Origin of the sequence: Aminobacter niigataensis, assembly GCF_946995915.1 — a bacterium.
GTDB classification, from domain to species: Bacteria; Pseudomonadota; Alphaproteobacteria; order Rhizobiales; family Rhizobiaceae; genus Aminobacter; species Aminobacter niigataensis.
In genome coordinates, this window is the sequence record NZ_OX341517.1 from 2,690,042 (window position 1) to 2,703,127 (window position 13,086).

A 13,086-nucleotide genomic window follows, 5' to 3' on the forward strand; every position below is an offset into this window, starting at 1 on the left:
GCCCGCAGGCGGTGCCATTTCCTTTCAACCCAGATGATGAAGGTTTTCCCGAGTAGCGCGTGAACCGGCGCGGGCGGCGCCAAAGACTGTTCCTGACAAGATGAAGGAGTTTGCAATGCAGATCGACTTCACCCATTGCCCGGGCGGCGTTGCCGACAAGGACGAACTTCACACTTCCTTCTTTTCCGACACGGCACTGGCCGTACAGCGGCTGCGGCAGCTTGAAAAGGCGAGCTTCAGCCGCGTGTTGATCGACGATGCCGGCGGGCTGCTCGCCAACATGGATCTGGCGTCGCTGACGTTGCGCAGCACGCAATCGATCGGCGTCCTGGTGTCCCACTGGCCGGGCATTGTCGCGCCTGTGGTGGCAGCACGGCAATTCGCGGCTCTCGATCAGCTTGGCGCTGGCCGACTGGCGCTACGCGTGCCGCCGAGCCGCGACCTGCGCGAGACGAACGACGATAGCGGCCTGGTCGCCACGCTGGGGCGGACGGACGAGTACCTGACGCTGCTCAAGCGGCTCTGGAGCAATGCACAACCCTTCGAGCATGAGGGTCTGTTCTATCGCATCCATGGCGGTTTCGTGCCGATGAAAGCCGCCGACGGCGCCGATATTTCGCTGCAACTCGGCGGATTGTCGGGCACTGCGCTCAAGATCGCCGGCCGGCACGCCAACCAGTTCGAGCTGCCGGTCGGTAGCTTCGACGATACGCGACGGTTGATCGAACGCGTCAAGGCGGCAGCGGAGCCATTCGGCCGGACGCAGCGCATCCGCTTTTCTCTGCCGGTGCTTGTTGGAGAAGGCGAACAGGCCTGGCAAATCGGCGGTGCATCGGAAAGGGCCGTCGCTGCGCTGGCCGGCTTCGTCGAACTCGGCGTCACCGACTTCATCGTTCACGGCTTGGACGATGCCGACGCGATCGCAGCGTTCGGACGCGAGGTGATCGCCGTGGTGCGCAAGGCATTCAGGCGGCATGAGCCGACGGCCGCGCAGCGCCGGAACCAGAAGGTGGTGCTCCGCCAGGTCGTGTGACGTCCTATGCATCCCGCCTCAGGCGTGATGCATAGCCTCAGCCAGGATGTCGTCATTGGCGGCATCCCGGACCTGCGCGAGGCTGCGGTTGTCGAGCACGCCGGCGATGGCCTGGCGTACCTCGAGCATCATGTGCCTGATCTGGCAGGTCGCCTCGTCGCAGTCGTCGCAAGGCTGGTACTGGGTGCGGCTGGCGCATGGGATAGGCGCCAGGGGCCCGTCGAGCACGCGCACGACATGGCCGATCTTGATCTCCGACGCCGGCTTGGCGAGCCGGTAGCCGCCGTCCTTGCCCTTGCGGCTCTGGACGAAGCCGGCATTGCGCAACTCGCCCAGGATGGCGTCGAGGAACTTTTTCGGGATTTTGTTGGCAGTGGCGATGTCGCCGACGAAGGCGAGTTGGCCTGCGGGGAGTTGGGACAGATGGACGAGGGCCTTGAGCCCGTATTTGCCTTTTTTAGTCAGCATGGCGAACGCGTGTCATCGGCTTCCGCTGCCTGTCGCAGCATGAGGTTGCATGCCGAGGATAACGATTCGTCCCCATCGCATTCCGGCTCTCCTCAGAGATAAATTCCAGCGACTTGATATACAAGCCGAAACGCGTTGATTTTCCGTAAGTTTCGCGTGTTTTGGGCCAGAATCAGGCTGCGGCGTAGACCCTGGCCCGTTCGATGGTGATCACGCCCTTCTGCTGGGCACTGACCACCGTCTCCGGGCTGACGTCGAGCTCCACCGCTTCGCCTGTTGCCGTCAGCGCCAGGATGCGCCGTCCGGCCGGCCTGTCGATGACACGGGCGACGGTTGCCGCGATGCCTTCGCCCGACTGACTCCAGCCGAGATCGCTGGGGCGCAGGAAGATCTCAACCGGCCCGTCGGCAAAACCCGGGGCAGGAATTTTAGCGTCGCCAAGGCGGGCGACGCCGCCGGAGACCGCGGCGGAGAAGCGATTGGTGTCGCCCAGGAAGTTCATGACGAAGGCCGATGCCGGGTTGCGGCAGACCTCTTCGGGCGTGCCTTGTTGCACGATACGGCCCTTGTCGAGGATGACGACGCGGTCGGCGAGGTCGAGCGCCTCTTCCTGGTCGTGGGTGACGAACAGCGTGGTGATGCCGAGCTCCTGGTGGATCTCGCGCAGCCAGCGGCGCAGGTCGCGGCGGACATTGGCATCGAGGGCGCCGAACGGCTCGTCGAGCAGCAGAACCTTGGGGTCGACGGCAAGCGCGCGGGCAAGCGCGACACGCTGGCGCTGGCCGCCGGAGATCTGGCCGGGGAAGCGCTGGCCCAGGCCGTCGAGCTGGACGAGGCGCAAAAGTTCGATGACGCGCGTGTCGATGGCGGCCTTGTCGCGGCGGACCTTCGATACCTTCATGCCGAAAGCTATGTTTTCGGCCACCGTCATGTGAGGGAACAGCGCGTAATGCTGGAAGACGAAACCGACGCCGCGGTCGCGCACCGGAATGTCTGTGGCATCTTCCGCGCCGAAATAGATGTGGCCGGCATCGGCATATTCGAGGCCGGCGACCATGCGCAGGATGGTGGTCTTGCCCGAGCCGGACGGCCCGAGCAGCGCTACCAGTTCACCGCTTTCGATCTCCAGAGACACGCCGTGGACGGCACGGAAGGTCTCGAAGGTCTTCACGACGTTGTCGAGGCGGATTTTCATGACGAAACCTCAGCGGAAGCGGTTTTGGGGGCGGCACGTGGTGCGGCGAGGGCCGGGCTGCGGCGCGCGCGCCCGGCACCCCGGCGTTCAAGCAGGACCTTCGCTAGCAGCGTGACGACGGCGAGCAGCGCGAGAATGGAGGCGGCGGCGAAGGCGCCGGCAGTCTGGTAGTCGTGGTAGAGCAGTTCGATGTGTAGCGGCAGCGTGTTGGTCTGGCCGCGGATGTTGCCCGAGACGACCGAGACAGCACCGAATTCGCCCATGACGCGTGCATTGCACAGCACCACGCCGTAGAGCAGCGCCCAGCGGATGTTGGGCAGAGTGACCGAGAAGAAGGTGCGCCAGCCCGAAGCGCCGAGCGAGGTGGCGGCCTCCTCGAGGTCGCGTCCCTGTGCCTGCATCAGCGGGATCAGTTCGCGGGCAACGAAGGGCGCGGTGACGAACATCGAGGCGAGCACGATGCCGGGCAGGGCGAACAGGATCTTGATGTCGGCCGATTCAAGCGCCGGGCCGAACAGGCCCTGCAGTCCGTAGACGAAGAGATAGGCGACGCCGGCGACGATGGGCGAGATCGAGAACGGAATCTCGATGACGACGAGCAGGAAGCGGCGGCCCCAGAAGTCGAATTTTGTGATCGCCCAGGCGGCAGCGACGCCGAAGGCTGTGTTGATCGGCACGGCGATGAGCGCGGTTGTCACCGTCAGCCCGATGGCGTGCAGCGTATCGGGATGGGCGATCGCCGCGGCGTAGACCTGCAGTCCCTGCGAAAAGGCCTGGTAGCCGATGATGGCCAATGGCGCGATGATGACGATGGCCACCAGCGACAAGACGATGCCGATCAGGGCACGGCGGAAGGCGGGGGCGTCGCCGACGCGGGGCGGGCGGCCTTTGACGGGTACGCTCATCTCAGCCCCTCGCCGTGTAGCGCAGGGTACGCGCCTGCAGGATGTTGGTGGCGGCGAGCATCAGGAAGGCGGCGATAAGCAGCACTGAGGCTATGGCTGCCGCAGCCTGGTAGTCGTATTCCTCGAGCCGGATGAAGGCGAGCAGTGCGGTGATCTCGGTGGACATCGGCTGGTTGCCGGCAATGAAGATGATGGCGCCGAACTCGCCGAGGCTGCGGGCGAAGGACAACGACAGGCCGGCGAGCAAGGCGGGCGCCAGAAGCGGCAGGATGACACGCAGGAAGATCGAGCGGTCGCTGCCGCCAAGCGTCTGAGCGGCTTCCTCCAGGGCTGGGTCCAGGTCCTCCAGCACCGGCTGCACCGTGCGCACGATGAAGGGCAGGCTGGTGAAGGCCATGGCGACCATGATGCCGAGCGGCGTATAGGCGACCTTGATGCCGGCCTGGGCGAGCACCGAGCCGAACCAGCCGTTTTCGGCAAACAGAGTGGTCAGCGCGATACCGGCGACGGCTGTCGGCAATGCAAAGGGCAGGTCGACGAGCGCGTCGATGAAGCGGCGGCCGGGAAAGCGGTAGCGCACCAGCACCCAGGCGAGCGCCATGCCGAAGACGAGGTTGAAGACGGTTGCTGCAAGTGCCGAAAGTGCCGTGACGCGGTAACTGGCGACGGCGCGCGGCGAGGAGACGATGCGCCAATAGTCCTCGAAACCGAGGCTGGCCGCCTTGAAGACCAGCGCGCCGAGCGGCAGCACGACGATGATCGAGACGTAGACGAGGGTTATCCCCAGCGCCAGGGGGAACCCTGGCAGAATGCGGCGCGCCACTGAAATGCCTTCCTGGATACGTCAATTGGAAAGCCGGCATCGACCGGCTTTCCAATTCTCAACAGCAATGGGGGCTTGCGGTCAACGCTCGCCGTAGATCTCTTCGAGCAGGCCGCCCGAACCGAAATGTTCCTTCTGGACCTTGTCCCAGCCGCCGAAGACGTCCTCGACGGTGACGAGGCGAACCTCGGGGAACTGTTCCTTGAATTCGGCAGCGACCGACGGCTCGTGGACGCGGTTGCCGTGCTCGGCGGCAATGCGCTGGCCTTCCGGTGTGTAGAGGAAATCGAGATAGGACTTGGCGAGATCGCGCGAGCTGCGCTTGTCGACCACCTTGTCGACGATGGCGACCGGGAATTCGGCGAGCAGGCTGACCGAGGGGATGACGCTCTCGACCTTGTCTGCGCCGTATTCCCTGGCGATCGAGCGGGTTTCAGCCTCGAAAGTGATCAGTACGTCGCCGATGTTGCGCTCGACGAAGGTGGTGGTGGCGGCGCGGCCGCCGGTGTCGAACACCGGCACGTTGTCAAACAGTTTTGTCACGAACTCCTTCACCTTGGCCTCGTCGCCATTGAAGGCTTCCTTGGCGTAGGCGGTTGCCGCGAGATAGGTGTAGCGCGCATTGCCAGAGGTCTTGGGGTTGGGGAAGATCACCTTGACGTCGTCGCGGACGAGATCGGACCAGTCCTTGATGCCCTTGGGGTTGCCGGCGCGGACGAGGAAGGACGGTAGCGAATAGAAGGGTGAGGCCTGGTTGGCGAAATCCTGCTTCCAGTCGTCGGAAACGAAGCCGTTCTTGACCAGGAATTCGATGTCGGTGACCTGGTTGAAGGTGACGATGTCGGCTTCAAGACCCTCGACGATGGCGCGCGCCTGCTTGGAGGTGCCGGCATGTGACTGGTCGACGGTGATACCGGCATTCTTGGCGATGAACGCAGCGTTCTCGGCGGCGAACAGTTCACGGGCGACGTCGTAGGAGGCGTTGAGCAGCTTGTCGGCGGCGGAAGCCTGCAGCGGGCCGGCGAGGATCGCGGCCAGCGCTGCACCGACGAGAAGGAAACGTTTCATGGGGCATTCTCCTGAGACAAGCGGCAAATTGCTGAAGTAGGCCGCAAGATAGTCGGGAGGCTGTACCAGGAGGAGGCAGAGGCTGGTTGCCTCTGCGTGCGTGGTGAGAATTTTCTTCTATCTTGCACTCAATCGAAGAAATCGTTTTCCGAAGCCAAGTTTTTGAACCGTTGCCAGGGGAATGGCCGACTATTTGTCGGTAACGCCGGCTTCGGCGAAGCTGGCCATGCGGGCGTGGCATTCGAGCGCCGAGCGGACGATGTTGACGGCCAGGCAAGCGCCGGAGCCTTCGCCGAGGCGCATGCCCATGTCGAGCAGCGGTGCGAGCTTCAGCGCTTCGAGCAACTGGCGATGACCGGCCTCTGCGGAAACATGGGCCGACAACGTGTGGGCGAGGCCTTCGGGGTGGAGTTTTGCCAGAGGTGCTGCAGCTGCCGTGACGACGAAGCCGTCGAGCAGGACGGGCACGTTGTGATGCCGCGCGGCGAGCGTGGCGCCGAGGATGGCGGCGAGTTCGCGGCCGCCGAGATTGGCGGCGACGGCCAGCGGATCTGCAAGGGTGGCTGCGTGACGGGCGAGGCCGGCATCGATGGCGGCAAATTTCCGCGACAGGCCCGAATCGTCGACGCCGGTGCCGCGGCCGGCCCAGTCGCGTCCGGTGCCGCCGAACAAGCCCGCGGCGATAGCTGCGGCTGGGGTGGTGTTGCCGATGCCCATTTCGCCGAAGCAGATCAGGTCGAGGTCATCGTCGACCGATGCATAGCCCGTGGACACGGCGGCGAGGAACTCTGCTTCGTTCATCGCCACGGTCCGAGTGAAGTCGCCGGTGGGGTGGTTGAGGTCGAGCGGGATCACCGAAAGCTCTGCGCCGGCAAGGCGGGCGAGCTGGTTGATGGCAGCCCCGCCACCGGCGAAATTTGCCACCATCTGCACCGTAACCTCCGAGGGGTAGGCCGACACGCCTTGCGCGGTAACGCCGTGATTGCCGGCGAAGACGATGACCTTGACACGATCGAGCCTGGGCATGTCGCGGCCTTGCCAGCGCGCCAGCCAGGCGGCGATGGATTCGAGCTTGCCGAGGCTGCCGCGCGGCTTGGTCAACGTGTCCTGGCGACGCGAGACGGCGTCGGCGGCGGCGTCGCTGCCGACCGGAAGATCGAGGCAGACTGCACGCAATTCATCAAGCGATTTGAAGGCCATGGCTGCGAATACTCCAGAACTGAATCATGCGAGGATGGCGGATGCGGCGAAGAGGAGTGTGATCTCGGCAAGTTGCTGCAGGGCGCCGATGGTGTCGCCGCTCTGGCCGCCGATCTGGGCGAGGCAGAGTTTCCGAAATGCGACAAACAGCAACACGAGGCAGAGCGCCGCAACGACGGCACCCTTGAGCCCGAGCAACAACAGAGCCAGTGCGCCTATGGCGAGCGCGGTGATCACGACTCTGTCGGACAAGGTGCCGACACCGGCCGACAGGCCGTCGAGGCGGGCTTGCGGCAACATCTGCATGAAAGACGGGATCAGCGCTCGCGAAGCGATGTGGGCGACGACCAGGCCGACAAGCACGTGGCCGGGCGAAGCCAGATCGGCAATCGCGCTCCAGCGCGCGAGTATCGACAGTGCCAGGGCGCAGGCGCCATAGGTGCCGATGCGGCTGTCGCGCATGATCTCGAGTTTTTTCTCACGCGTTCGCCCGCCGCCGAAACCGTCGGCGGTATCCGACAGGCCGTCCTCATGCAGGCAACCCGTGACCAGCATGCCACTCGCCAAGGCGAGGGCCGCAGCGAGGCTGGGCGCGAGGCCGAGCAAAGCGGCGACGGCGTAAGCCAGCCAAGCGATGACGGCGACGACCAGCCCGACCAGCGGCGCCGTCCAGATGGCGTCGGCGAGCGACCGGTCCTTGACCTCGAAATGCGGCAGCGGCAGGCGCGTGAAAAAGACGAGGCCGAGGCGTATGTCGTCGAAGATGCGGTTCGACGCATTCATCGCTCAGCCCTTCGCAATGGCGTGGAAGAAGGTGCCGGTGACATGGCCGCGTCGGCCGCCGAACGTGCCGAGCGGATTGCCCTGGCCATCTGATATCTCGCCTAGTGGCGTGTCGTCGCCGCGCTCGATGGTCTGGGCGTAGTGGAACTCGTGGCCACGGATGACGCTGCCTTCGGCTCCAAGCGGGCAGGGAGCCGCAAGCCGTGCCTGGCGGTAACCGAGGTTCATCTTGCGCTTGGCGAAGCTCGTGGCGTGGCCGAGCAGGCCGAGCATGGAGTGTGTTGCTCCGTCGGCATCTTCGATGGTCTTGCCCAGCACCATGAATCCCCCGCACTCGCCATGGATCGGCTTGGTTTCGCCGAAACGACGGGTGCCCGACAGGAAGTTTGCAGCAGCCGCGAGGCGGCCGGGATGCAGCTCGGGATAGCCGCCCGGCAGCCAGCAGACATCGCAGGTGGTGTCGGGCGCCTGGTCGGCGAGCGGCGAGAACGGCACAAGCTCTGCCCCCATGGCGCGCCAGTGGGCGGCGACATGCGGATACAGGAAGGTGAAGGCGGCGTCCTGGGCGAGGGCGATGCGCTGTCCCGGTGGCGGCAGGGCAAAGGATTGATCGCCCGCCGCGGGCGCCAGCGGTGTCGCCAGCGCGATGATGGCGTCGAGGTCGAGCGATCGCTCGACCATGTCGGCGAGCCGGTCGATATGGGCGAAGAGGTCGGCGTGTTCCTCGGCCTGGACCAAGCCAAGATGGCGCTCGGGGATGGACAGCGTCGGGTCGCGCAGGATGCCCCCGACAACGGGCAGGCCGAGCGCTTCGATGGCGTCGCCGGCAAGCTTGCGATGGCGGTCGCTGCCGAGACGGTTCAGCACCACGCCCGCGATGCGGACGTCCGGATCGTAGGTGGCAAAACCCTTGGCGATGGCAGCTGAGGTCTGTGACTGGCCAGACACATCGAGCACCAGCAGAACGGGCAGGCCGTAGAGCCGGGCGAGGTCGGCTGCCGCGCCGGAACGGCCTTTCTCCGAGGGAATGCCGTCGAAGAGGCCCATGGCACTTTCGATGATGACAAAATCGGTGTCGGCCGCCGCATCTGCCGCGAGCTGGTTGAGCAGCGACGGGGCCATCGCCCAGCTGTCGAGATTGACGCCGGGCAGGCCGGTTGCGGCCTTGTGGAAGCCGGGGTCGATATAGTCGGGGCCGGATTTGGCGCCGCGAACGCGCAGGCCGCGGCGGGCGAGCGCGCGCAGCAGGCCGATAGTGACGCTGGTCTTGCCGGAGCCGGAGCGCGGCGCGCCGATGATCAGCCCACGCGCCGTCATTTTTGCCCCAAAAGTTCAGCGCGCAGCGAAACGATGCCGCCGACAACGATGAGGGCGGGCGAAACTACCTTTTCGCGCTCGGCGGTGGCAACCAGCGTGCCGAGCGTCGCGGTGATCGTGCGTTCCTCGGGCGTCGAGGCGTTCTCGACGAATGCGGCCGGCGTGTCCGCCAACAGTCCGCCGCGCAGAAGCTCGGCGACTGTTTCGGGCATGTGGGTCAGACCCATATAGATGACGATGGGCTGGCCGGTGCGGGCAAGGGCTGCCCAGTCGGGCCGGTCGTCGCTGACAGCCGCAAAGCCCGTGGCAAGGATGATCGCGCCGTTGACGCCGCGCATGGTGGCGGGAATGCCGGCCGAGGAGAGGCCGCCGAAGGCCGAAGTAATGCCCGACAGCACGCGCCAGGGAATGTTTTCGCGCGTCAGAACCAGCGCTTCCTCGGCGCCGCGGCCGAAGACGAAGGGGTGCCCGCCCTTCAGCCGCACCACCTTGCGGCCTTCCCGGGCCAGCTTCACCAGCAACGCGTTGATATCACCCTGCGGGATCGACAGCCGGCCGCCGCGCTTGCCGACGAAGAATTTTTCGGCCTGCTCGGCAACGGCGACGATCTCGGGCGACACCAGCGCGTCATGGACCAGCGCATCGGCCTGGGCGAGCGCCGACAGCACGTCGAGCGTCAGCAGGCCGGGATCGCCGGGACCGGCGCCGGCGAGCCAGACATGGCCGGGCTCAAGCACGTGCTGTTTGTAGTTCAGACGCGCGATAGCGTTTTCGAGTGTCATGCGTGTCGCTTTCGCCGATGACGCACAGGCTCGGCAAGCCTATAGATCGCGTCATGAATGAAGAAGATCGTCCGCTCAAGCGCGGCTGGACCACCGGCGCCTGCGCCACCGCCGCCACCAAGGCGGCGGGCTTGGCGTTGAAGGCGGGGCGGTTTCCCGATCCGGTGGAAATCACCCTGCCGGGCGGCCAGAACGTGGCCTTTGCGCTCGCGAAAAGCGAGCGCGGCGACGGCTGGGCGATGGCCGGCATCGTCAAGGACGCCGGCGACGACCCTGACGTCACGCACGGCGCGCTTGTGATGAGCACGTTGCGGCCGGGCGCTCCGGGCAGCGGCATTGTCTTCAAGGCGGGCAAGGGCGTCGGCACGGTGACGCGGCCGGGCCTGCCGATCCCGCCGGGAGAAGCCTCGATCAACCCGGTGCCGCGCAAGATGATCGCCGGCGTCGTGACTGAAGTTCTCGGCGAGGGCGCCGATGTCGAGGTCGAGATTTCCGTCGCCGGCGGCGAGGAGATGGCGCTGAAGACGCTCAATCCGCGTCTCGGCATCCTCGGCGGCATCTCGATCCTGGGAACGACGGGGATCGTCATTCCCTATTCCTGCTCGGCCTGGATCCATTCCATCCATCGTGGCGTCGACGTGGCGCGCGCCATGGGCTTCGAGCATGTCGCGGGCTCCACCGGCAACGCCTCCGAGATTGCGGTCCAGAAATTCCATGGCCTGCACGAGGTGCAACTGATCGACATGGGTGACTTCGTCGGCGGCATGCTGAAATACGTCCGCGCCCATCCGGTGCCGAAGGTGACCATTGCCGGGGGCGTCGCCAAGATGACCAAGCTGGCGCAAGGTCTGCTCGACCTGCATTCGAGCCGTGGCTCGGCCGATCTCGACGGGTTGGCTGCGGTCGCTGTCGAGGCCGGGGCGGACGCCGCGCTCGAGGCTCGCATCAAAGGTGCCAACACCGTCGCGGAAGCCTTCATCGAGGCCAATAAGGCGGGCATCGCCATCGGTGACGCGGTGGCAAGCGCTGCCTGGCGCACGGCAGCGGCGGTATTCGACAATCCCGATATCGCCGTCGAGATCCTGGTCTTCAACCGTGAGGGTGAACTGATGGGGCATGCGCCCTTCGCCGCCTCTCATAGCCCGTCGCGGCCCCTGAAGCGGCGCTGATAATAGGCGTCGTAGAGCGAGCTTTCGCGAAAGTCCTCCGCCGCCAGCGACTGGCCGACGAAGATGATGGCGGTGCGCTCGATCGGGTCCTTGGCCAGTTCGGCCGCAATCGTCGACAGTGTGCCCCTGACGATGCGCTCGTCCGGCCAGGAGGCGCGGAAGACGACCGCGACCGGGCAATCCGGACCGTAATGCGGTGTCAGTTCCGTCACGACCTGGTCGATGGCGTGGATGGACAGATGGACGGCCAGCGTCGCGCCGGTGCGAGCAAAGCCCGAGAGGGTTTCGCCAGGCGGCATCTTCGAGGCGCGGCCGGACGTGCGGGTCAGCACCAGACTCTGGGCGATTTCCGGGATGGTCAGCTCGCGCTTCAGCGCCGCTGCTGCGGCGGCGAAGGAAGGGACACCGGGGGTCAGCGTGTAGGGGATGCCGTTCCTGTCAAGGCGGCGGATCTGCTCGGCGACTGCACTCCATACCGAGAGATCGCCCGAATGCAGGCGTGCCACGTCGTGGCCCGCCTTGTGGGCGGTGACATACTCGGCCTCGATCTCGTCGAGCGACATCGGCGCGGTGTCGACCAGCCGCGCTTCGGCGGGGCAATAGGTCAAAAGCTCCGGCGAGACGATGGAGCCGGCATAGAGGCAGACCGGGCAGGAGCCGAGCAGGCGGCTGCCGCGCACGGTGATGAGGTCTGCCGCGCCCGGGCCGGCGCCGATGAAATGGACGGTCAAGCGGGGGCTCCAGAGGTAGCGATGGCGCAGGTGGCGGGGCCGACGATCATGCGCGGGCCGAGCAGGCTCGAGCCTTCACCGGCGGCGGCGAGGGCTGACGCTTCCGAAACGGACGGCGTGCCTGCGGCCTGCTGCGAGGCCTGCGAATGGCTGAGCGTACGTGGCGCCGCGGAGCCGAGCGCCGCGTCGTCGATGACAAGCAGAGGAAGGTCGAGCCGCCGGGCGGCGGCCAAAATGCCCAGTTCGTCGCGCTTCAGTGTTGCGGTGGCGAGCGCAGTCAGTGCTGTAACCGCGAGGCCATGCGCTTCGAGCGCGGTTTCGATTGCCGAAAGGATGTCTTCGTGCGCCGCGCCTTTGCGGCAGCCGATGCCTGCGACCATCATGGCTTGACCCAGCTCCACTGCGTGACCGGCATCGCCGGCCGCCAGCCGGTCATCGTGCCAACAGGGGCGGCGCGGGAGACTTGAAGGCGCAGAAGCTCACCGCCGAGCGCGGCATGGCGGGCGAGCAGCAGCGTTTCCATTTCGAGCGTGACGGCGTTGGCGACGAGGCGGCCGCCGGAACGAAGGGCTGCGATGGCCGTATCGAAGACGCCTGCATCCGAACCGCCGCCGCCGATGAAGATGACGTCAGGCGTCGGCAGGCGGGTCAAGGCGTCCGGTGCAGCACCCCGGACAACCTTCAGGCCCGGCACGCCGCAGGCACTGGCGTTGCGCTCGATGCGGTCGGCGCGCTCGGCATTGTGCTCGATGGCGATGGCGCGCAGCGAGGGATGGCAAAGCATCCACTCGATGGAGATCGAGCCCGAGCCGGCGCCTATGTCCCACAACAGTTCGCCACGGCGCGGGGCGAGGGTCGACAGCGTCACGGCGCGGATCTCGCGCTTGGTGATCTGGCCGTCATGCTCGAACAGATCATCTGCAAGGCCCGAGGCCAACGGCAGGGTTCGTGCCTGCGGACTTGATTCAAGCTCCAGCGCCAGGACGTTGAGCGGGTTGATGTTTTCGAGATCGAAGCCACCGGCGGTAGTGACACGGATGCGCTCATTTTCACCGCCCAGCGCTTCGAGCACTGTCAGGCGCGATGCGCCGAAGCCGCTGTCGGCGATGAGTGCTGCGATCTGTGCGGGCGCTTCGCCGTCGGAGGTCAGCGCGATGACGCGCTCGCTCGGTTGCAGCAGCGGTCGGATCAGGTCGATGGCGTGGCCGTGCAGCGACACCGTCTCGATGTCCTGCAGCGCCCAGCCAAGCCGCGACGCCGCCAGCGAGAAGGCCGACGGGGCGGGCAAGACACGCATCTCTGTTGATGGCACGACACGCGAGAGCGTGACGCCGACGCCATGCAGGAAGGGATCGCCCGAGGCCAGCACGCAGACGGTTTCGCCGCGCAGGGCAACGACATCGCGCATTTCGCTGTCGAAGGGCATCGGCCAAGGCCTTGCTGCGCCACGCATCAGCTCGGCCGTCAGCGCCAGGTGGCGCTTGCCGCCGAAGACGTGGCTTGCTGCTGAAATCGCGCGCTTGGCCTCGTCACCGAGACCCGCTACACCGTCCTCGCCGATGCCGACGACCGTCAGCCATTTTTGCGTCGGTGCGTCGAACTCAGCAGGCAT

The 13,086-nt window shown here is 66.0% G+C and carries 14 protein-coding genes; 2 read left to right on the forward strand and 12 right to left on the reverse strand.

What is annotated here, in order from left to right; all coding sequences use genetic code 11:
• Window positions 1–115: 115 nt before the first annotated feature.
• On the forward strand, window positions 116–1,033 hold the full coding sequence (locus O1Y97_RS13060; protein WP_318761300.1) for an LLM class flavin-dependent oxidoreductase: 918 nt from the start codon (window positions 116–118) through the stop codon (window positions 1,031–1,033).
• An 18-nt stretch (window positions 1,034–1,051) separates the two neighbouring features.
• On the opposite strand, the gene O1Y97_RS13065 is transcribed toward O1Y97_RS13060, so the two are convergent.
• The 9 genes from O1Y97_RS13065 to cobA all read right to left on the reverse strand — a co-directional run bounded on the left by O1Y97_RS13065 (window position 1,052) and on the right by cobA (window position 9,574).
• Entirely contained in the window at window positions 1,052–1,501 is a 450-nt protein-coding gene (locus O1Y97_RS13065) for an RrF2 family transcriptional regulator (RefSeq protein WP_108607708.1), read from the reverse strand.
• Between the two features lie 172 nt (window positions 1,502–1,673).
• A complete protein-coding gene (locus O1Y97_RS13070) occupies window positions 1,674–2,696 on the reverse strand; it encodes a sulfate/molybdate ABC transporter ATP-binding protein (protein WP_318761301.1) in 1,023 nt (340 codons plus the stop codon).
• Complete coding sequence (gene cysW, locus O1Y97_RS13075) at window positions 2,693–3,601, reverse strand: sulfate ABC transporter permease subunit CysW (RefSeq protein WP_318761302.1); 909 nt, start codon at window positions 3,599–3,601, stop codon at window positions 2,693–2,695. Before cysW ends, O1Y97_RS13070 begins: the two co-directional genes overlap by 4 nt.
• A 1-nt stretch (window position 3,602) precedes the next feature.
• On the reverse strand, window positions 3,603–4,424 hold the full coding sequence (gene cysT, locus O1Y97_RS13080) for a sulfate ABC transporter permease subunit CysT (RefSeq protein WP_318761303.1): 822 nt from the start codon (window positions 4,422–4,424) through the stop codon (window positions 3,603–3,605).
• Between the two features lie 81 nt (window positions 4,425–4,505).
• Window positions 4,506–5,492, reverse strand: a complete 987-nt coding sequence (locus O1Y97_RS13085; protein ID WP_318761304.1) for a sulfate ABC transporter substrate-binding protein — start codon at window positions 5,490–5,492, stop codon at window positions 4,506–4,508.
• 189 nt (window positions 5,493–5,681) lie between these two features.
• Window positions 5,682–6,692 (reverse strand): nicotinate-nucleotide--dimethylbenzimidazole phosphoribosyltransferase, encoded by a 1,011-nt coding sequence (gene cobT, locus O1Y97_RS13090; protein WP_318761305.1) that lies wholly within the window; start codon window positions 6,690–6,692, stop codon window positions 5,682–5,684.
• 24 nt (window positions 6,693–6,716) lie between these two features.
• Complete coding sequence (gene cobS / locus O1Y97_RS13095) at window positions 6,717–7,475, reverse strand: adenosylcobinamide-GDP ribazoletransferase (protein ID WP_318761306.1); 759 nt, start codon at window positions 7,473–7,475, stop codon at window positions 6,717–6,719.
• 3 nt (window positions 7,476–7,478) lie between these two features.
• Complete coding sequence (locus tag O1Y97_RS13100) at window positions 7,479–8,792, reverse strand: cobyrinate a,c-diamide synthase (RefSeq protein WP_318761307.1); 1,314 nt, start codon at window positions 8,790–8,792, stop codon at window positions 7,479–7,481.
• The gene (cobA, locus tag O1Y97_RS13105) at window positions 8,789–9,574 is read right to left on the reverse strand and encodes a uroporphyrinogen-III C-methyltransferase (protein ID WP_318761308.1); all 786 of its coding nucleotides are present in this window, start codon (window positions 9,572–9,574) and stop codon (window positions 8,789–8,791) included. Before cobA ends, O1Y97_RS13100 begins: the two co-directional genes overlap by 4 nt.
• A gap of 53 nt (window positions 9,575–9,627) precedes the next feature.
• Between cobA and O1Y97_RS13110 the strand changes: the two genes are divergently transcribed.
• On the forward strand, window positions 9,628–10,743 hold the full coding sequence (locus O1Y97_RS13110) for a cobalt-precorrin-5B (C(1))-methyltransferase (protein ID WP_318761309.1): 1,116 nt from the start codon (window positions 9,628–9,630) through the stop codon (window positions 10,741–10,743).
• Here O1Y97_RS13110 and cobM read toward each other — a convergent pair.
• From cobM to cbiE, 3 genes are read right to left on the reverse strand one after another with little or no spacing between them, the layout of a single operon-like run.
• Window positions 10,710–11,474, reverse strand: a complete 765-nt coding sequence (cobM, locus tag O1Y97_RS13115) for a precorrin-4 C(11)-methyltransferase (protein ID WP_318761310.1) — start codon at window positions 11,472–11,474, stop codon at window positions 10,710–10,712. The genes O1Y97_RS13110 and cobM overlap by 34 nt on opposite strands.
• A complete protein-coding gene (locus tag O1Y97_RS13120; RefSeq protein ID WP_318761311.1) occupies window positions 11,471–11,857 on the reverse strand; it encodes a cobalamin biosynthesis protein in 387 nt (128 codons plus the stop codon). Before O1Y97_RS13120 ends, cobM begins: the two co-directional genes overlap by 4 nt.
• Window positions 11,854–13,086: a precorrin-6y C5,15-methyltransferase (decarboxylating) subunit CbiE gene (gene cbiE / locus O1Y97_RS13125; protein WP_318761312.1), complete on the reverse strand. Its 1,233-nt coding sequence runs from the start codon at window positions 13,084–13,086 to the stop codon at window positions 11,854–11,856. The genes O1Y97_RS13120 and cbiE overlap by 4 nt, the downstream gene beginning before the upstream one ends.